The organism is Microbacterium sp. SWDP-B6, assembly GCF_059803615.1.
This window is the reverse complement of the sequence record NZ_JAPFGV010000006.1, coordinates 134291-153867: the sequence shown is the minus strand read 5'-3', so window position 1 is coordinate 153867 and position 19577 is coordinate 134291. Positions and strand designations below refer to the sequence as shown.

14 protein-coding genes are annotated in these 19577 nt (G+C 65.4%); 7 read left to right on the top strand and 7 right to left on the bottom strand.

The features are described 5' to 3' along the window. The 3 genes from OPU70_RS10295 to OPU70_RS10285 form a co-directional block, all read right to left on the bottom strand. Complete coding sequence (locus tag OPU70_RS10295) at positions 1-243, bottom strand: twin-arginine translocase TatA/TatE family subunit (protein ID WP_042536944.1); 243 nt, start codon at positions 241-243, stop codon at positions 1-3. Between the two features lie 38 nt (positions 244-281). Further along, the gene (locus OPU70_RS10290; protein ID WP_498557691.1) at positions 282-1265 is read right to left on the bottom strand and encodes an intradiol ring-cleavage dioxygenase; all 984 of its coding nucleotides are present in this window, start codon (positions 1263-1265) and stop codon (positions 282-284) included. Positions 1266-1354: 89 nt separating this feature from the next. Continuing rightward, positions 1355-2485 carry a low temperature requirement protein A gene (locus tag OPU70_RS10285; RefSeq protein ID WP_079113896.1) on the bottom strand — a complete coding sequence of 377 codons (1131 nt, stop codon included), beginning with the start codon at positions 2483-2485 and terminating at the stop codon, positions 1355-1357. A gap of 350 nt (positions 2486-2835) precedes the next feature. On the opposite strand from OPU70_RS10285, the gene OPU70_RS10280 reads away from it, so the two are divergent. The 3 genes from OPU70_RS10280 to OPU70_RS10270 all read left to right on the top strand — a co-directional run bounded on the left by OPU70_RS10280 (position 2836) and on the right by OPU70_RS10270 (position 6693). After that, entirely contained in the window at positions 2836-4368 is a 1533-nt protein-coding gene (locus OPU70_RS10280; protein ID WP_498557690.1) for a sugar transferase, read from the top strand. A 4-nt stretch (positions 4369-4372) separates the two neighbouring features. Beyond that, entirely contained in the window at positions 4373-5539 is a 1167-nt protein-coding gene (locus tag OPU70_RS10275; protein WP_498557689.1) for a DUF1972 domain-containing protein, read from the top strand. A 65-nt stretch (positions 5540-5604) separates the two neighbouring features. After that, the gene (locus OPU70_RS10270) at positions 5605-6693 is read left to right on the top strand and encodes a glycosyltransferase family 4 protein (RefSeq protein WP_498557688.1); all 1089 of its coding nucleotides are present in this window, start codon (positions 5605-5607) and stop codon (positions 6691-6693) included. Here OPU70_RS10270 and OPU70_RS10265 read toward each other — a convergent pair. Genes OPU70_RS10265 through OPU70_RS10255 form a run of 3 tightly spaced genes read right to left on the bottom strand, consistent with a single transcriptional unit; the run spans position 6680 to position 10008 of the window. Beyond that, positions 6680-7324 carry an arsenate reductase/protein-tyrosine-phosphatase family protein gene (locus tag OPU70_RS10265; protein WP_363519527.1) on the bottom strand — a complete coding sequence of 215 codons (645 nt, stop codon included), beginning with the start codon at positions 7322-7324 and terminating at the stop codon, positions 6680-6682. The genes OPU70_RS10270 and OPU70_RS10265 overlap by 14 nt on opposite strands. Positions 7325-7381: 57 nt before the next feature. Then, a complete protein-coding gene (locus OPU70_RS10260; protein WP_363519524.1) occupies positions 7382-8701 on the bottom strand; it encodes a tyrosine-protein kinase domain-containing protein in 1320 nt (439 codons plus the stop codon). A 35-nt stretch (positions 8702-8736) separates the two neighbouring features. Next, the gene (locus tag OPU70_RS10255; RefSeq protein WP_498557687.1) at positions 8737-10008 is read right to left on the bottom strand and encodes a hypothetical protein; all 1272 of its coding nucleotides are present in this window, start codon (positions 10006-10008) and stop codon (positions 8737-8739) included. Between the two features lie 79 nt (positions 10009-10087). On the opposite strand from OPU70_RS10255, the gene OPU70_RS10250 reads away from it, so the two are divergent. The 4 genes from OPU70_RS10250 to OPU70_RS10235 all read left to right on the top strand — a co-directional run bounded on the left by OPU70_RS10250 (position 10088) and on the right by OPU70_RS10235 (position 14843). Further along, entirely contained in the window at positions 10088-11056 is a 969-nt protein-coding gene (locus OPU70_RS10250; RefSeq protein ID WP_498557686.1) for an acyltransferase family protein, read from the top strand. A 144-nt stretch (positions 11057-11200) separates the two neighbouring features. Continuing rightward, on the top strand, positions 11201-12202 hold the full coding sequence (locus OPU70_RS10245; RefSeq protein WP_498557685.1) for a polysaccharide pyruvyl transferase family protein: 1002 nt from the start codon (positions 11201-11203) through the stop codon (positions 12200-12202). Positions 12203-12291: 89 nt separating this feature from the next. Beyond that, positions 12292-13401: a Coenzyme F420 hydrogenase/dehydrogenase, beta subunit C-terminal domain gene (locus tag OPU70_RS10240; protein WP_498557684.1), complete on the top strand. Its 1110-nt coding sequence runs from the start codon at positions 12292-12294 to the stop codon at positions 13399-13401. Next, on the top strand, positions 13398-14843 hold the full coding sequence (locus OPU70_RS10235) for a lipopolysaccharide biosynthesis protein (protein WP_498557683.1): 1446 nt from the start codon (positions 13398-13400) through the stop codon (positions 14841-14843). The genes OPU70_RS10240 and OPU70_RS10235 overlap by 4 nt, the downstream gene beginning before the upstream one ends. 61 nt (positions 14844-14904) lie before the next feature. Here OPU70_RS10235 and OPU70_RS10230 read toward each other — a convergent pair whose 3' ends face one another. After that, the gene (locus tag OPU70_RS10230) at positions 14905-19572 is read right to left on the bottom strand and encodes a PKD domain-containing protein (protein ID WP_498557682.1); all 4668 of its coding nucleotides are present in this window, start codon (positions 19570-19572) and stop codon (positions 14905-14907) included. Between the last annotated feature and the right edge of the window lie 5 nt (positions 19573-19577).

The window sequence follows — 19577 nt, the reverse complement described above, 5'->3', positions numbered from 1 at the left end:
CTACTCCGCGGCCCGCAGGGCAGGCCTGACGATGTCGGCGGAATCGCGAGCATCCGCAGGACTGCCGACACTCGGTGTCGGCGCGATCCGCGCCTCGCTCGGGGTCTCTGCGACCTCCGACTTGAGGATGCGCATGGACTGGCCGACGCTCTTGGCGAGGGCGGGGAGCTTCGCGGCGCCGAAGATGAGGACGACGATCGCGAGGATGATCAGGGCGTGCCACCCTGTGAGGTTCTGAAGCATGTCTTCCTTCTTTCTCGTATGAGGTGCGTGGTTCGTGATCAGTCGGACGGCGGCTCACCACCGCCGCCTGGGCCGCCCTCGCCGCCCGACGGGGCGGAGCCCGCGCTCGGCGTCGTGGTCGTGTCGACGCCCACCACGAGCGACGCGGAGTACCCGCTGCCGGCGTCACCGGTGACCGTGGCCAGTTGAAGGGCCCCGGAGTCGTCGCCGAAGACGTTGTCGGAGGAGAGGCTCGTCTGCGCGAGGTTCTGCGAGGACCCCGGGTACCGCGAGTCGGCGTAGACGGTGGCGCAGACGTCTTCCGGCAGCGCCAGCTGGGAGGTGGCGATGGCGTTGGTCGAGTCGGTGATCGAGTCGACGTCCGGATAGACCTCGAAGTGGATGTGCGGCCAGCGGCCCGAGTAGCATCCGGGGAAGATCGACGTGAACGAGACCTTGCCGTCGGCATCCGCGACCTGCACTCCGCGGAGGTAGGTGACGTCCTCGAGGCCCGAGGAGTACATCGAGTACTCGCCCTCGGCCGTGCAGTGCCACGCGTAGACCGCGACTCCCTCGAACGGGACGCTGCCGTTCGCGAGATCCACGACCTGCAGCTCGAAGGTCAGGGGGATGCCGTCTGCGGTCGCCGACCCGTCGATCGTGGTCGTGATGTCCTGACGCACGATGCCGGACTCCTCGAGGACATCCGGCCCGTTCGAGCCGTCGCCGGGGTATGGCCCTGCGGTCTCATCCGGGATCTCGCCCGTCGCTGTCGTGGCCGTCGATCCGGACGAGCCACCCGTGTCGGTCGTCGCCGTCGAGTCGCTCGTGCTCGACGTGGTGCTCTGCGACGGCGCGCATGCGGCGAGGACCAGCGCACCCACCCCGAGCCCGGCGAGTCCGAGCACGCCGCGGCGGCTCACCAGCGTGCGGATGTCGAAGGCGGCGCCCTGATCGACGACCTCCTCGTCGGCGCGGTCGAGCAGTCGCCCCTCGTAGGTCGGGCCCTCAGGGGTCTGGACGGGTTCGGGGATGCGGCTCATGATCGTGCTCCTCTCGGTGTGGATGGGTGTCGATGTACCCATGGTCACGGAGGGCCCGATCAGCGAGCTATGTCTCGTCTATGCGAAGACTATGACTCCCTGCGGACGGGCGGGTGCAGGACGAGCACGACGACGATCACGACGAGGACGGCGGCCGTGATCGCCACCGGGATCGGCAGGATCGGGTCGAGCAGCACCACCGCCGCACCGAGCGGGATGACCGTGTTCACGACGCTGTCGGCGTGCTCGCGGATCGCGATCCACCAGATGCCGAGCAGGAACAGCGCGATGGGGATGGCCACCGTGAGAGAACCGACGGCGTGAGGGAGATGACTCTCGCCGGTCAGGACGTCGAGCTCGACCTCGATTCCGGCCGAGAACGCGGCGGCCGCGGCGAAGACGAAATAGTGCGAGTACCCGTAACGGAGCGACCGCCCGAACGTCGTGATCGCCTTGTGATGCGGCGGCCAGAAGTAGATCCACCACAGCGAGGCGGTCACCACCAGGGTCAGCACGGAGATCGAGATGAGCGGCACGAAGGAGTCGAGCTCGTTCCTCGCATCGATGATCGCGTTGGCGGAGGCGAGGAGGCTCTCGCCGAGCACGATGAGCGTGAAGAGGCCGTAGCGCTCCGTGATGTGATGCGGATGCCAGGGCGTCTGCCTGCGGTGCTCGGCGAACACCGGCACGCTGATCTCGACGAGCGCGAAGACGACGAAGGCCACGATCTGGAAGGGCCCCGACGGGATGAAGAGGAACAGCACCCACAGCGCCTGCACACCGGCGATGCCGAACGCGTACCGACGGGTCGCGGCCTTCAGCTCTCCCGCACCACGTGACGCGCGCAGCCATTGCCCGATCATCGCGAGACGCATCACGATGTAGCCGATCACCGGCAGCGTGAAGTCACCGCGCTCGAACGCCGCAGGGATCCCGGCCGCCAGCACGAGGACTCCGCCCATCTGCACGATCGTCGTGACGCGGTAGAGCCAGTCGTCGGTGTCGAATGATGTGGCGAACCACGTGAAGTTCATCCACGCCCACCACACCGCGAAGAACACCAGCGCATAGGAGGTGATGCCGTGGACGAAGTCGCCGTGGCTCAGCGCATGGTGCAGTTGGGCCGAGGCGATGCTCACCGCGACGACGAAGACGAGATCGAAGAACAGCTCGAGCGTGCTTGCGGTGCGATGGGGTTGCGCCGGATCCCTGGGCAGCATGCGGCTGAGATGGAATCGGGTCGCTGAGGTGGTCGTCACGCGGTCAGAATATCGGCGCCGCCGGCCCCGGAGCGCATGTACTGGAATAAAGGTTGATCCACTCGCGTGAATTACCTTCCGCTGAACGTCTGGTTCCGCTAGAGTGAACGAAGTCTGCAGTGCCTGCTGCCAGCACCACCGTGTGGGACGGTGACCGCAACTCGTGATTTGGGATCACGGATGCAGCAGGACCCGAGGGGTCGGGACGCAGACGATGCCATGGACGTGGGGTCCGTGGTCTGGGGAATATCTGGGGAAACTATGGCGCACTGGGGAATTTTGCGTACATTCACGGCTCAAGGGGCCTCGGCATGACTTCCGTCGAGGATGCTCTGAGCATCACCCGCACGGGTACGGTCTTCACGCCGGTCGCTGCTCCGCGAGCCGCCAAGTCGGTCACGCGCACGGTGGTCACACCTCGCGTGTCCGCAACGCTGGAGCGACGCCGTCAGTGGGAGCGGCGTTATCGGATGCGACTGCGGATCACGGATGCCGGGGTCATCCTGTTCGCAGTCGGAATCACAGCAGCGGTCCAGGTGATGACCGGTGTCGCAGGGGAAGAGGCCCTGCGAACCGGCACTCTGCTGGGCACGCTCTGGTATCTGATGCTCGGCGCGCTGCACACCCGTGACGCAGCGCTGTTCCGCGCCAGCGCCACCGAGTACCGCGGTGTGGCACACGCCAGCGGGCTGGCGTTCGGGATCATCGCCATGCTCAGCGTCGTGCTCGGTTGGCAGACGACGCAGCTCGTGCTGCTCGTCGGCCTGCCGCTCGGTGTTCTCACGCTGCTCGTCACCCGCTGGGCGTGGCGGCACTGGCTGACGGCGCAGCGTGCGCGAGGGCGTTTCGCCTCGCGCACGCTCGTCGTCGGCAACCGCGACGACGTCGAGTACGTCATCCGCACCCTGCACCCGATCGGCGCCTCCGGGTACCAGGTCGTCGGCGCGACGCTGCTCGACGGCAACGCACGCGACGTCGAAGCCCGCGGCGCGCAGTTCCCGGTGCTCGGCAACGTCAACTCGGTCTCGACCGTGGCCGCCGAGCTGGGCGCGGACACGATCATCGTCGCGAGCCGTCCCGACGGCGAGCCCGATTTCGTGAAGCACCTCAGCTGGCAGCTCGAGGGCACCGCAGCAGAACTCGTGCTCTCCAGCCGCCTCACCGACGTCGCCGGTCCGCGCATCTCCTTCGCGCCGGTCGAGGGGCTTCCGCTCATCCAGGTGCAGATCCCCTCGTACGAGGGCGGTCAGCACGTGCTCAAGCGTGCACTCGACATCGCCGTCGCATCCGTCGCGCTCATCCCGATCGCACTGATCACGCCGATCCTCGCCCTGCTCGTGAAGCTCGACTCGCCGGGGCCCCTGTTCTTCTCTCAGGAGCGCGTCGGCCGAGATGGCCGCACCTTCCAGATCATGAAGTTCCGCTCGATGAAGACCGATGCCGAGCAGCAGCTCGCGACGCTCAGAGAGCAGAACGAGGGCGCCGGCCTGCTGTTCAAGATGAAGGACGACCCGCGTGTCACCCGAGTCGGCCGAATCCTGCGCAAGTTGTCGCTCGACGAGCTGCCGCAGTTCTGGAACGTCCTCATCGGCGACATGAGCGTCGTGGGTCCGCGCCCGCCGCTTCCTTCCGAGGTCACCGCCTACGACGGCACCGTGTTCCGTCGTCTCTACATCAAGCCGGGCATCACGGGTCTGTGGCAGGTCTCCGGCCGCAGCGACCTCTCGTGGGACGAGAGCGTTCGTCTCGACCTGCGCTACGTCGAGAACTGGTCGGTCATGAACGATCTGCAGATCATGTGGCGCACTGCCAAGGTCATGGTGCGGCCCAGCGGGGCATACTGAGTACATGATCAAGGGGAATGCCCTCACCATCGCGATGGTGGGGACACGGGGGGTGCCCGCGGCCTACGGCGGATTCGAGACCGCTGTCGAAGAGGTCGGTCGACGGCTGGCAGATCGGGGACACGACGTCGTCGTCTACACTCGGGGCTCGAAGAGCCGCGAGAAGACCTACCTCGGGATGCGGGTGGTGCACCTTCCCGCGGTCCCCGTGAAGCAGGTCGAGACGCTGAGCCATACCGGATTCTCGGCACTCCACCTCATTTTCCGACGGCGTCCGCACGCAGCGTTCGTGTTCAACGCCGCGAACTCGCCGTTCGTACCGCTGCTCCGCCTGCGACGGGTGCCCACCGCTCTGCACATGGACGGGCTCGAGTGGCGGAGATCAAAGTGGGGTCCGCGCGGCAAGGCCTATTACCGGTGGGCAGAGCAGTTCGGCGTGCGCACGAGCGACGCGCTGATCTCGGACGCGCCAGGCATCGCCGACTACTACACGCATCAGTTCGATGTGCCCACCGAGATGATCCGCTACGGCGCGCCGATCCTCGACGCCGTCGCCGACGCCCGCCTCGCCGAGCTCGATCTCCGGCCGGGTGGCTACCACCTGATCGTCGCGCGTTTCGAACCGGAGAACCACGTGCTGGAGATCGTCGAGGGCTACCGCCGAAGCTCTGCGACCCTGCCCCTCGTCGTCGTGGGCTCCGCCCCGTACAGCAATAAGTACACCGAGCAGATCCAGCAGGCTGCCCAGGGCGACGAACGCATCCGTCTCGTCGGCGGCGTCTACGACCAGGAGCTCCTCGACGCACTGTACTTCCACGCGCTCACCTACGACCACGGTCACTCCGTCGGAGGCACGAACCCGTCGCTGCTGCGGGCGATGGGCGCCGGTGCGGCGACGATCGCCTTCGACGTGCCCTTCAACCGCGAGGTGCTCGACGGCGACGGGTGGTTCTTCACCACACCGGAGGAGGCAGCAGCGGCGTTCGAGCGTGCCGAGGCCGACCACGCCGGGACGCGCGACAGCGGACGCCGCGCTCAGGAGCGGGCGCAGGCGGTGTTCCGCTGGGATGAGGTGGCAGACGCCTACGAAGATCTCGCTCGACGGCTCTCATCGGGCGAGAGCGTGCACAGGATCGCTCGCCGTGCGCGCCGACGGGCGGAGGACTGGTGACCGGCTCCTCTTCCCGGACCATCCTCGTCGCACACCCGGGTGCCGAGATGTTCGGTTCCGACCGCATGCTGCTCGAGAGCGTCATCGGCTTCGTCGAGAGCGGTGCGCGCGTCGTCGTCGCACTGCCGGGGCGTGGAATGCTTGACATCGAACTCCGCAGAGCCGGCGCAGAAGTCGTCATCATCCCGATGCTCGTCCTGAGAAAGGTCTTGCTCACGCCCCGGGGTCTGCCGACCCTCTTCCGCGATATGTTCCGCGGCCTCGGAGCATCCTGGCGGCTGATCAGCGAGGTGCGCCCTGACATCGTCTATGTGTCGACCATTATCATCCCGCAGTGGCCAGTGATCGCTCGGCTGCGTCGCTGCCATGCGGTGAGCCACATTCACGAAGCAGAAGCTTCCGGCAACCGCCTGGTGAACGCGCTGCTCTACCTCCCGCACCTGGTGTCGAATCGCACGCTCGTCAATAGCCGGTTCAGCCTCGAGACTCTCCGACACTCCCTTCCTCCGCTCGCCGATCGCGTGGAGGTCGTATACAACGGCGTAGCATCACCGCCTGATCCATCACCGCCGCGGTCGCGATTGGGAGGAACCCTACGCGTTCTCTACGTCGGGCGCCTTTCTCCGCGAAAAGGGCCGGACGTCGCGATCCGCGCCGCTGGCGAGCTGGCGCGCGCCGGGCAAAGGACGACCGTCACTCTGCTCGGGGCCGTTTTCCCGGGGTATGAGTGGTTCGAGGAGGAGCTGCGAGCCCTCGCCGAAGAGCTGGCCGTAGACGTCGCATTCGCCGGTTTCCACCCGGATATATGGCCGTTCCTCGACCAGGCCGATATTCTCGTCGTCCCCTCCCGGGTCGATGAACCGTTCGGGAATACGGCCGTTGAGGGCGTGCTTGCCCTCCGTCCGGTCGTGGTCAGCGACAGCAGCGGTCTGCGTGAGGCTGCGAATGGGTACGACACAGCATTATTGATCGCGCCCGACAGCCCAGAGGCCCTCGCTCAGGCGCTCGCCGACGTCGTCGCCCGTTGGCCCGAAGTGGTAGCAGCGACCCCGCGAAGCCGCGTCGACGCCCAAGAGCGGCACGCCCCCGAGCTGTATCGACGACGAATCGTCCAAGCCCTCGGCCTGGCCACGGGCCCACTCACGACTGGCTGAGCTGCTGAATCTGATGCATTCCTCGAGAGACCTGCGTCGCGAGAGCTGATGTCTCTGCGAGCACCCCTTTCACCCCCTGGACGTGCGCCCTCCGTCGTCCATGATGAAAGTCCGGGATGTCCAGTTGCGCCATCGGCGAAGCCGCCCGTGTGAACAGCCCTCTTCGGGGCTGAAGGTCGAGCGTTCCCCGTCGTGCATCGAGAAGAAAGGCGTACGCAGCAAGGGACTCGGCGCGCAGGGTACCTTGAACCAACTTCAGTTCCGCTGCATCGAACGGTTTTCGTCCCAGTTCGACGGCTTCCCGGAGAGTGAAGAGGCCACCCCTGCTGCTGGGCAGCAGTCGAGCGGTTGCAGCGCGCTCCTCGCGGGATGCAACGACGATCAAGTCATGGCGCGCGAGCTGCCCCGCATTCAGGGCAGTGGAATGATGTCTTTCTGCGTAGGCGATGCCCTCGGGCTCGGCTGCGATCACCGCAGCACCTATCTCGCAGATCCCGAGGCCTGACGAGGTTGCCGTGCCAGCGCTGCTCACCGCCACGTCGACGTTTTTCGCGGAGGATGAGGCGAAGGCAAAGGCCATGACAGGCGAACGGCAGATGTTCGCCTTGCACACGAACAGGATCGCCGTCACCGAAGCCTCCCGCTCTGGAGCGATGTCGCCGGCTGACCCCAGATCAGCCTCACGTCGCTACGGCTCCATCGTATACAGGTACTTCTCTTTCTTCTGCTCGCGCACGTTGTTGAGCACCAGGCCAGCCAGATTCGCCCCAACCCCTCGGAGCGCGGCCAGGCAGCGCTCCAACTGCGCACGTGTCGTCTTTCGCGTATTCACAACAATGATCGTGCTGTCCACATACTGGGAGATGATCGTTGCGTCGGCCACCGAGAGCAGCGGAGCTGTATCGATAACCACGAAGTCGTACCGCGGGCGGAGGCCCTCCACCAGCTCCGTCATCTTCTGGGAGGCAAGCAATTGCGCAGGATTCGGCACGTGCTCACCTGCAGTGAGCACGTCGACTCCTGCGGTGCTGATCACGGCATCGTCGAAGGTGACGGCGTCGACAAGCACCGATGCCAAGCCAACCGCATTCTCGAGGCCCAGGACGTTCGCGACGTTAGGCCGCCGAAGATCGGCGTCGACGAGAAGCACTCGATTTCCCATCTCGGCGAACGCGAGGGCTGTGTTGACCGACATGGTCGTCTTGCCCTCCCCTGCGATGGAGGAAGTGACCGCGAGAACGCCGATCTGATGCTCGACCGCCGAGAATCGCAGTGCCGACCGAACCTGCCGGAATGCCTCTGCTGCCGATCCATTGGGGCTGATGAGGAAGGCTGCACCCTGCGCGGGGTTGCGACGACGGGGAACCAACCCGAGGACCGGCAGGTCGGTGACCCCCTCGAGGGCCGCGACGGAACGCACTCGGCGGTCCAACAGTGCCCAAGCCGATAGTGCGAAGAGAGCACCGAATGCGCCCAGCACGACACCCAGCACCGCATCTTGCGACTTATTGGGTGAGGACTGGAATTGGGCCGGGACGCCCGGGTCTATCACGCGCGCACCCACTGTAGACTCACCGCGATCGTCCTTCGGCGCGATGTCATAGACGACCTCGGTGAGATTGTCAGCGACGGAGTTGGCGATCTCTGCGGCGTCGCGGGGGTCGGCCGACGCGGCGGTTATATCGAGGATCACCGTGTTCTGCGGGATGGTCACAGCGACCGCCCGCCGCAATTGCGGCAGAGAGATGTCGATGCCCGCCTCGGCTAGGTCCTCGACCACGGGCTCGAGCACGGCGCCGGAGGTGGCGAGCGAAGCGAACGAGAGCATCTGGTTCTGCGTATACGCGGAACCCTGGTTGATGTCGGAGCCACTTGTCGCCGATCGCATGGAGAAATAGATCGAGGCGCTCGAGTGGTAGATGGGCGTACGTGTCGAGCTGTATCCGAATGCGGCGGCACCGCCGACGATCGCTGCGAGGACGACGACCCACCACAGCTGGAGCAGCACACCCGGGAGTCGTGCGGCTGCGTTCTGTGACGGGTTCACGGGACCTCCAAGATAGATCGCTCATCGCCGGACGTGATGAGAGCGGACCGACGACGAGAGGACTCAACACTACAAGCCGCGACGGCCACGCCCGCGACGAACCAGAGGAACTGCGCGTATTGCGTGATGAGCGCGACGGTAGCCAACGCCGGCAGCTGGCTCAGCACCGCCACCGCGGCTGGATTCCCCCTGCCGCTGAACACCACCGCGGCGCAAACGGCCAACATCACCACGAATAGAGCCAAAGGAATGAGCCCGTGCCTCAGTCCAGTGAGGATCAGAGCGCTGTCGATGGATTGGAAGCCGCCGTAGTAGTCGATACCGTCGGCGGACACTTCTCGAGCGGGGGTCACTCCGATGTAGACCATCTGACGCACTAGGGGCAACAGGTCGGCCCGATACTCCGCACTTCCTGCCGCTTCTTCCCCCGCGTCATCGAAGACCGTGGAGATCAGGGGCATCGCGACCGCAGTCGCGATCAAAGTCACGCAGGAGACAGCAATGCGATGCGCGGGCCGGATGTATCTCCCGAGGAAGAGGGCGGCGAAGACGACGACGAGCACAAGTCCGACGAGTCCGATTCGGCTGAACGTCATGACCACTGCGGTCGTCACGATCGCGAAGGCCGTCGCCTTCACCCACAGTCGCCACGGCGTGGCGAGCAGGAAGGCGCTCGAGACCGCCAGGCTTGAGCCGAGCGAGATTGAATGGCCGAACGCCCCCTCCGCACGGAGCAATCCGCCCCGGTACTGCAGACTCGTCCACATCTCCCCGGCGACGCCGGGAAGGGTGACGTAGAGATTACTGCCGCTCAGGAACTCCGCGATCGCAAGGACGGAGGCACCCACTGCCCCCACACTGATGCAGATCGCGATCCACTCCATGCCCACCTGGGCGAACGCCACTCGCCCCCAGGCATATGGCAGTAGCCATGAGAGCACGGAGTACTGGACGTGCCCAGGGACGCCGCCGAAGAGGAGTCCGAGAAAGATCGACAGGAATGCGCCGACCACAAGTGTGTCGATCACGGTCCATCGGAGCTTCGATTGCGGCGCGCAGGCGGCGAGGCTCGCGATGGTCAGGATGTCCAGCACAGTCAGGGTGATCGACTGGATGGAGAAATTGACGTACACGGGTGTGAAGAACAGCGCAGCAGCCCAAAGCGCCACGGCCCATCGGGAGTCGCGGCGATACAGCAACCACAGCGCCAGTCCCGCGTTCGCTGCGATCAACAGCACCGCGACCGTGGTGAGCGGATTTCCAGCCACTGTGCCTCCCCGAGAGTCGATGATAGCGTCGTCCACTGTGAGCCGAGCAGCGACCGACGATTCGACGCGCATAGGGTGGATGGACAGCGTCCGTGGTCTAGCCATCGTGCTGCTGCTGCTGTGGCATGCCAGCGCGGTCCCCGAGCTCTACGACGTTCAGATGCCCGAGTTCATCCGTTCGGCGAATGCCTTCTTCATGCCGTATCGCATGCCGACGCTGATGCTTCTCTCCGGCTTGCTCTTGGCGCGCTCGCTGCAGAAACCGCTACCGACGTATATCGCAGGGAAGCTGGCCATGATCGTGTGGCCGTATATGGTGTGGGTGCTCATCGCCAAAGCAACATTCTTGGATGTGGAGGGCCTGCCCTGGTGGCACTGGCGCGCGTGGTACGCCACCTCCTACCTCTGGTTCCTCTTCTTCATCGCGGTCTACTATCTCGCCGCGCCCATGTTCTCTCGGCTTCCCGCGTGGATTCCAATAGGTCTGGCTGCCGCAGCGGGGCTCGTGCTCCCTTATGGGAGTGTCGAGCAGCGACTCGCGTACTTCGCTGTCTTCTTCTTCGTCGGCAACTGGCTGGCCCGGCACCCGAGTGCGCTCGAGCAGGCGACTCACGGTCGCGCAATACTTCTGGCCGGCGTGCCCGTGATCGGTTTCGGCATTGCGGCATGCCTGTGGACGGACCAACTGCAGTATTCGGTATGGGGCGCGCCGATCAGCGTCGCAGGAGCCTTGTTGTGCGCTGCCCTGTTCTCCCGACTCGAGCGCCGGGGCCGTGGGCAACCGATGCTGCGGTTCGTCGGACGATCCTCGATCGTGTTCTACGTCAGTCACTTCCCCGTGATGGCACTCGTCACCCTCGCTGCGGGCGAACATCTGCAACCGTTGATACTTGCCTGCGTCAACCTCGTAGCAGCGGTGCTCGTCGGCTGGGCGCTCGCTCTGTGGAAAGAGCGCATCCCCATCAGGTGGCTGTTCCAAGCCCCCCGCCCGTTCGCGCGCGGGGTGGAGAAGATACTCGGCGGGGCCACTCGGCGCCCTGCAATATAGGAACCCCGAACGACCGCCACGGTATGATGTGACCGGTGGCTACGGTCATCCTGGGGAGGAAAAACAGTGCGAGTACTGGTTGCATGGGCTGGGGACACATCGCCCAACCTTGGAGTGAGAGCACTGGGCCGCGGCTCCGTAGATTTGCTCCGTCGCGTCTGGCCGGACGCCGAATTCACGCTCATCGACTTCGGCAACCGCCCGCAGTCCATCCCGTGGGGCCGTCCGCGATCGCTTGTCAAGGAGCGTGTGCTGGGGCGGGCAGGAATGATGGATTGGCTGTCGCAGTTCGATCTCCTCTGGGACACTCGCTCCGGGGACAGCTTCGCTGACATCTATGGCGCGGAGCGCCATGCGAAGATGTCGCTCGTCCATGAGTTCGCCAGCCAGACCGGCATGACCACCACCCTTGCTCCGCAGACGATCGGCCCGTTCACGAGCAGGCAGGGCCGCTTGCTCGCACGACGTAATCTGCGGCGGTCCTCCCTCGTGTTCGCGCGAGACCCGATCAGCGCAGCGGCCTCGGCTCGGCTAGGCCGCCCGGTGGACGTCAGCGCCACCGACCTGGTCTTCGGAATCGACCAGCCAGCGACGACCGGAGAATTGTCGGACGTGCTCCTCAACGTGTCCGGATTGCTGTGGCGAGGGAGCGATCACGTGGACAGCGAGCGCTACCGGGAACTCATCCGCTCACTCATTCCCGCCCTGATCGCGGAAGGACGCCGGGTGACCCTGCTCCCCCACGTCCTCGACTCTCACGACCCTGACAACGACGTGCCCGTCTCGCGAGAACTCGAGAAGGAGTTCGACGGTCTCATCGACGTGCGGGTGCCGATCGATCTCGAAGATGCTCGCTCAGTGATCGCCGGCTCCGAGCTCGTCATCGGGGCGCGGATGCACGCGTGCCTGAACGCATTGTCCACCGGAACGCCAGCCGTCGCGATGGCCTACTCTCGCAAATTCCGGCCATTGATGAGCGAGTTGGGCTGGGAGCACGTGGTTCCGCTGGATGACCGGGATCTGGGCCTTCACGCCGTGATGGCCCAGGTCAGGGCGCCGGGTCTCGAGCAGCGCGCCGTCGATGCCCGAGCCACGGGTCGATCCCTCCTCGGTTCCGTCGCACAAAGCCTGGAGCAGCTCGCGTGAGCGGGGTGCGCACTCGGGTAGACGAGGTCGTCAGTCGCGACGCATGCAGTGGCTGTGGGTTGTGCACGCATCTCGACCGAGCGCTGCGGATGGATTACGACGCGGACGGGTATCTGCGGCCTGTCTCGATCGGAGCGCCCGACGAGATCGACGATGCCCAGCGCCTGTTCGACAGGTCGTGTCCAGGTGTGATCGTTCGTGCGCCACGGATCCCCGGGCGTCACCGTCACGATCTGCTCGGCGACTATGTCGAAGCGTGGGAGGCGTGGGCTGTCGACGAGGAGGTGCGGTTCGCTGGCAGCAGCGGAGGAGCGCTCACGGCCCTGCACTCCTGGCTTGTGGCCACCGGGCGCTCAGCCAGCATCATCGGCGGTGCGAAGGACCCGGCGGAACCCCGGCGCTCCGTCGCCGTGAAGATCATGACCAGAGAACAGGCAATCGCCGCAGCCGGCTCACGCTACGCGCCGCTTGCCACCCTGTCTCACCCCGATGCGCTAACCGCCTCGGCGGTCACCGCCAAGCCCTGCGAGGCATCAGCGCTGCGCGCCTTTGCCGGCAGCGGCACCGACGCTCCGCTCATTCTCTCGTTCTTCTGCGCCGGGACGCCCAGCCAGAAGGCTACGGACACTCTCCTGTCGTCTTTGGGCATGCCGCCGGAATCGAAAGTCGATGACCTCTGGTACCGCGGCCAGGGATGGCCGGGTCGGTTCACCGCCGTATCGGGTGAGAATCGCGTGGACGCGGAGTATGAGAGCTCCTGGGGCAGCACTCTCGGACCGACGACTCAATGGCGTTGCAAAGTCTGCGTCGACGGTGTGGGCGAATCTGCCGACATCGTATCGGCCGACTCCTGGGCGACAGACGAACGGGGCTACCCGCAATTCGCCGAGGACGCAGGCATGAGCGCGCTGATCGCAAGAACGCAACGCGGGAGAGACGTCATCCTCGAGGCAGTCTCCGAAGGTGTCATCGCCGTTCGCCCCCTCGATATGTCGCGGCTAGCGGGTGCGCAGCCGCTGCAGACGACCCGGCGTCGCTATCTCCTGGCTCGTTTGATCGGCTCGCGTCTGGCCGGCCGCGTGCCTCCGAGATATCGTCGGTTTCGGTTCTTCACCGAAGGCCTCCGCGACCCGCGCACATTCGTCAGGGTATTGCGCGGCACGCGCCGCCGCGTCCGCCAGGCAATGCGACAGTCGTGAGTCCGTCACTGGCGCACACCGCCGCACGGGGAGCGTTCTTCACGATCCTGGCTCAGATCGCAAAGATCGTGCTCCAGTTACTCGCAGTGGTGATTCTGTCCCGTCTGCTGTCTCCTCACGACTACGGTCTCTTGGCCATCGTCCTCGTGGTCGTCGGTGTCGGCGAAATTTTCCGGGACTTCGGACTCACCTCTGCCTCCATTCAAGCCCCCGAGCTCACCACCGGGCAGCGCGACAACCTGTTCTGGGTCAACGCCAGCATCGGGGTGTTGCTCACGGTGGCACTGTATTTCCTCTCCTGGCCGATTGAATCAATCACGGGCGAGGCTGAGATCCTGGGAGTCGTGCAGTGGCTCGCGCCGCTGTTCCTCTTGAACGGTCTCGCCACCCAGCACCGCGCGAATCTGTCGCGCGAGCTCAAGTTCCGAGCGCTCGCCATCACGGAGGTGACCGCGACAGCCTTGGCTCTCGCCGCCGGCATCGCTGCAGCGCTGCTCGGAGCCGAGTACTGGGCACTTGTCCTTCAACAACTGGTGCTCGGAACCGCGATGCTCGTGGGCTCCGTGATCGCGGGTCGGTGGCTGCCTAGGCTGCCATCGCGCAAGCACAGCATTCGGAGCATGCTTCATTTCGGGTGGAACATCGTCGCTACCAACATGCTCATCTACGGTGGATCGCAGATCGACACAGTCATCATCGGACTGCGCTTCGGAACGACATCCCTCGGTCTCTACAACCGCGCATTCCAACTGGTGATGACGCCTCTCGGTCAGGTGCGGGCACCGATGAAGGGCGTCGCGCTCCCCGTCCTATCTCGAGTGCAGGAGGATCGGCCGCGCTTCGACACCTACATCGCCTCTGCGCAGCTCGCCCTCGGCTACGCTCTCGGGATCCCGCTCGCACTGCTGGTGGGCCTTGCAGAACCGGTGGTTTCGGTGATGCTCGGTTCGCAGTGGGGCGACGCCGCCCCTATCGTGAGGTGCTTCGCCATCGCTGGGATGCTGACGACCCTGTCGTACGTGGGGTACTGGGTCTACCTCTCGCGTGGTCTCGGCAAGCAGCTGTTCCGCTACACCATCGTCACCACGCTCATCAAAGCAGCGTGCATCGCGGTGGGGTCGATGTTCGGGCTAGTCGGCGTCGCAGTCGCGTTCGCCATCGCACCCGCCATCGCCTGGCCGCTCTCGATCGCATGGCTCGCGCGGATCACACCCATGCCGGTACGTCGCCTCTATGCAGGAGCCGCGCGAGTTCTTCTGCTCGCCGGCGGCGTTGCGCTCGCGGCTTATGGCATGAACGCGACCGGCCTGCCCTCCGTCGCATCGATCGGCGTCGGAATCCTGGCAGGCGGAGCAGTTGTCGGTCTGCTCCTCGTCTTCCCGGTGTTCCGGCACGATCTGAAGAGCCTGGTCGAGTTCGTGAAGCTCATGCTGACGCGGTAAAAAGTGACGCCCGTCCGACCGGGGGCGGACAGGCGTCACCTTCGTGAGTCTCGGAGTGACTCTACTTCACCAGCAAGTCGTCGAACAGTACGGCAACCGGCCCATTCGTCGCGCTACCGGACAGGTACGTGAGCATGCCCACCTGCCCGGCTTGCTGCAGTTCCACCTGCGAATCGGTCGTCGTGACCGTCCACGCGGCCGGTTCTGTAGTTCCGACCGGCCACACATTCCCGTTGAGGGTGGTGGTCCCGCCAACGCTCAGGAGCTGCAGACGCAGATTCAGCTGCGCGTTGGCCGAATGAGTGTATCCCGACAACGAGCGGTTCGCGATGATCGTCTCGACACCGCCAACTACCTTGGCGATACTCACCGTGACGACGCCGGACGAGGCGATCCGCAGCTTCAGGCGATACTCTCCGGCCGCCGTCTTGCGCGAAGTCAGGTTGACGTGAGCACCACCACCGTTCGCCACACGGTCGGTAGCGACGACCACGCGCGCGTCGGAGTCGAGCACGCTCAACCCGGCGAGTGCAGCCCACCTCGTCTGGCCTGGCCCGGTCGTGAATCGCGCGGTTCCGCCAGCGACGCTGAGTCCAGCTGTGCCTGTCCAGGCGCCGCCGAACGGTGCAGTGCCGAGTCCCGGATCGATGTTTCGGTCGAAGTCATCCTGCGCGACGGGGTCGCCCGCAACCGGCGGCGCGGTGACCGTGACATTTCCGGCGAACGCCGCGCTCGCCGAGCCCTCACTGTCCGTCACCGTCAAGGTGACGGGGTATGTGCCTGCAGCAGCGTAGGTGTGCGTAGGATTCGCCTCGGCCGATGTCGAACCATCGCCGAACGACCATGCGTAGGCGGCAATGGTCGCTCCGTCCGACGCTGCGGACCCTGAGGAATCGAAAGCCACGGCGAGATCGGTGGCGCTCGCTGTGAAGGTCGCGACAGGATCGGCGTGTGGTGGGTCCACTGCAGGTCCGATCGCCGTCACATTGTCCACGGCCACGACAACCGGCGCGTTCGTCGTGCTCCCCGACAGATACGAGAGCACCCCGATCTGTCCAGCGCCCTGCAGCTCGGCTGCGGTATCAGACGCGGTGACGAACCATTCGGCCGGCTCACTGCCGCCTGCTGGCCAGACCTTGAGCCGCAGCGCGGTCACTCCCGAAACCGTTACGGTCTCCAACCGCATCAGCAGCTCGGCGTTCGCGGTCTGCGTGTAGCCGGTTAGCGCCTTGCTGACCAGCTGCGTCTCGGTTGTTCCGAGCTGTCGGGCGAGGCTGACCGTAACCGCACCGGTCGACGAGATACGGAGCTTCGCCCGATAATCACCGGCCGCGCTCTTGTGTGTAAGGAGGTTGAAGTGCACGCCACCTCCGTTCGCGACTTTATTCACCGAAACCTGAGCAGTGACATTCAGGTCTCCCGCGTTGACGCCGCTGAGCATGCTCGAACGAGTCTGCCCCGGATTCATCGTGATCCGTCCCGTTCCCGTCTCGACGCTGAGACCGGCCGCACCGGTCCAGACGCCGCCGACGGGTGCGGTTCCCCAACCAGATCCTGACTGACGCTCGAAATCATCCTGGGCGACGAAGTTCTGAGCCGCGACGCTGATGCTCTTCACGACAGGCTCGCTGATCGCGCCCAGGCTATCGCTGACCGTGAGAGTCACCGAGTAGGTACCAGTCTCTGCGTACGGGTGCGAAGGGCTCACACCTGAACCGGTGCTTCCGTCGCCGAAGTCCCACGCGTAGGTCAGGGCCGCGCCGTCTGCAGCTGTCGACGACGTCGCGTCGAAGGTGGCGGTGAGTCCCGTCGCCGTCGAAGTGAAACCCGCCGTCGGCGCTTGGTGCGTCGCTGTGACCTGTGAGGTCGCCGGCGTACTCACCGCTCCTTCGCTGTCCGTCACCGTCAAGGACACCGTGTATTCTCCGGCTGCCGGGAAGGTATGGGTGGGCGCCGCTTCTGTGGACGTCGCTCCGTCCCCGAAAGTCCAGGCGTACGAGGCGAGAGTCGCACCGTCCGTCGTGGTCGACGCGGAGGCATCGAACGCCACCGACAGACCCGCAGGTGCAGAGGTGATGACTGCGGTAGGAGCGAGATGAGGCGCTGTGGCGACGACGGAGATGGACTTCGTCGCTGTCATGTTGGCGCTGTCGCGCACGGTCACCCTTACTTCGTATGTTCCAGCCGCCTGATAGACGTGCGATGCGGTGACCCCTGTCGCGGTCTGCCCGTCACCGAAATCCCAGGAGTACTGAACGATCGACCGACCTGCCGGCGCGGTGGATCCCGATGCGTCGAGCGTCCACGCGAGGTCGTCACCTGTTGCAACGGCGTCCGCGCTGGGTCGAGCCAGTTCCGCGCCCACTGCGTAGTGAGCGGCGACCTGATCAGCGCTCAGACTTGTGGGATACACAGCGACCTCGTCGATCCGCCCGCTGAACGACGATGAACTCGGCTGATTCGGCCAGCCGCCCAGGTTGTCTCCGCCCACGCGCCAGAACCCGTCATACGCCTGGGCCGTGGTCGTGTTCGGGTCGGAAGCGACGAGCACGCCGTCAACGTAGAGCTTCATGCCGCCGGCGCCCTGAGAAGCCACCACGTGGTGCCAGGCACCATTCCGATATGACGACGGAGAGGTGATGGTTCTGACCGCGCCGGGGTAAGCCCCGAAGACCAGGCGCCCGTCATTCTGCATATAGAGATGACGATCGTAGCTTCCCGAGTTGCCCGTCGCAGCATTACCGAAACCGATGAGCTTGCCTCCCGAAGAGGTGGTCGTGTTGAACCACATCTCCACGGAGTACGTCGACGGACCGGCCACGCTCCGAGGCGAAGCGATACCGCTCGAAGCCGAGCCATTGAAATTAGCGGAACCACCGCCTGCGTCCGCCCCGATCGCAGTTCCGGCTGACCAAGTCACGCCCGAACCGACGACGCCGTCGTTGGACCCAGCCCAGTCGACAGCACCATCTCGATTGCCGAGCCTCCAATAGGTGGCCGGGTCGTCGTTCAGCACAGCGTTCGCGTACTCAGAGGGCGGCGTCGAACTTACCGTCACCGATACCGAAGCACTCGATGTCGCATTGCCGTCACCGTCTCGAGCCACCACGCGGTACGTCTGAGCAGAGCCGGAGGGCAGCCCCGTGTCCTCGAGCGTCACCTGCGGCATATTCCAGAAGGTGGAGCTGGCAGTCTTTGAGGAGACAGGTGCCGCTGCGCCGTCGCGCCAGAGCTCGTATGTCAGGTTGAGATCGTCCCGATCCCAGTTCGCGGGAATGGAGACACGCACGGATTCGGCGCGAACGGACTTCGCAACGGGCACCCATGCGGCGCCCGTGAGCCGTGGAGCCTGCTTGGCGCCACCGGCGGGGTGCGTGGAGAAACGTGCGATCCCCTGGTTGCGCTGGGAGTTCACATAGGGGAACTCGCCTCCGACGACGACGTATTCCCCGTTGCCGGTGACGGTCCAACCCGCCTGGCCCGAGCCCGACGCCGTGCCTGTAGTCCAATCCGGATACCAGTTCACCGCAGCCGGCGCAGGGTAACCGCCCCAGTCGGCATAGATCGAGTTGACTGAGGGCGACGTGGTCAGGGTTCCCTTCTGCGCCGCCGTGTAGATCGTGGCGTGCCTCAGGTTTCCGGGCGCGGGGTACGCCTGCGGAAGGCCGCCGGCGGTCTGGCAATCGTGCTCGTGACCCGTGCTGTAGACGTTCGTGCCGTCCGAGTACACGCCGTAGTGGTCGCCGTGGCAGTCCGCGATCCAGCGCACCGCTCCAGTACCCGCCTCGGCAGCGAAGAGACCCTCGAGGTTGCCGACCGTCTTGTCGGCGAACACCCACCCTGTGCCGTAGACGGCTGAGCCGTCCGTCGTCAGGGTCGAGATCCCGGCCTTTCCGGCGCTGCTGCCGGTTCCCCACCCGTTCTTGACCGTAGCGGTGACCGCCCAGGGCAGGACCGCACCGTTGTTCACGTCCAGAGCCGCGAGGCCCCTCTGCGAGGCGTCGTTCACCATCGCAAAGCGACCGCCGATGAGGAGCTTCTCCTGAGTCGGATCCATTACCATCGTGTCGACCTGACGATCGGTCGTGGGCGCCCACCCGAGAACCGCGCCGGCGCGGCTCACTGCGGCGAGATTCTTGCGCACCTGCCCGCCGGCGGCGCCGATCAGTCCACCGATGTAGATCGTCGAGTCGGTCGCGACGATTGCGTTCACATACGAACCGCCCATGGCCGGCTTGAACGAGGAGACCAGCTGCCCCGTGGCAGTGTCGAACGCTGCGAAGTTGAAACGGGTCTGACCGTCGACGGAGTTGAAAGAGCCACCGACGTAAAGACGCGTGCCGTCGGGTGACACTGCGAGCGCTCGCACCGTGCCGTTGATCTGCGGCGCAAACGCCGTCGCGACTCCGGTGTTGATGTCGTAGGCGAGCAGATTGCTACGGGGCATGAGGTTGGCCCCTTGCGCCGCACCCGCCGGGCGGGCATTGGAGAAGGTACCTCCTGCGTAGACGGTGTTGCCGTTGATCACCTGCGCCAGGACGATGCCGGAGTCGATCTGCACCGTAGGCAAGGGGTCGGCCGTCACCGTGCTCTCATTGCGTTGTTCGATGGGCGCGCGCTGATCAGCAGCAGATGCAGGAGCCCCCACTCCGGTCGCGAAGCCCACGCCTATCACTGTCGAGGCCACCAGCATCGCCGAGAGGCGGTGGAGGCGAGAAGGACGGTTCATTCGGG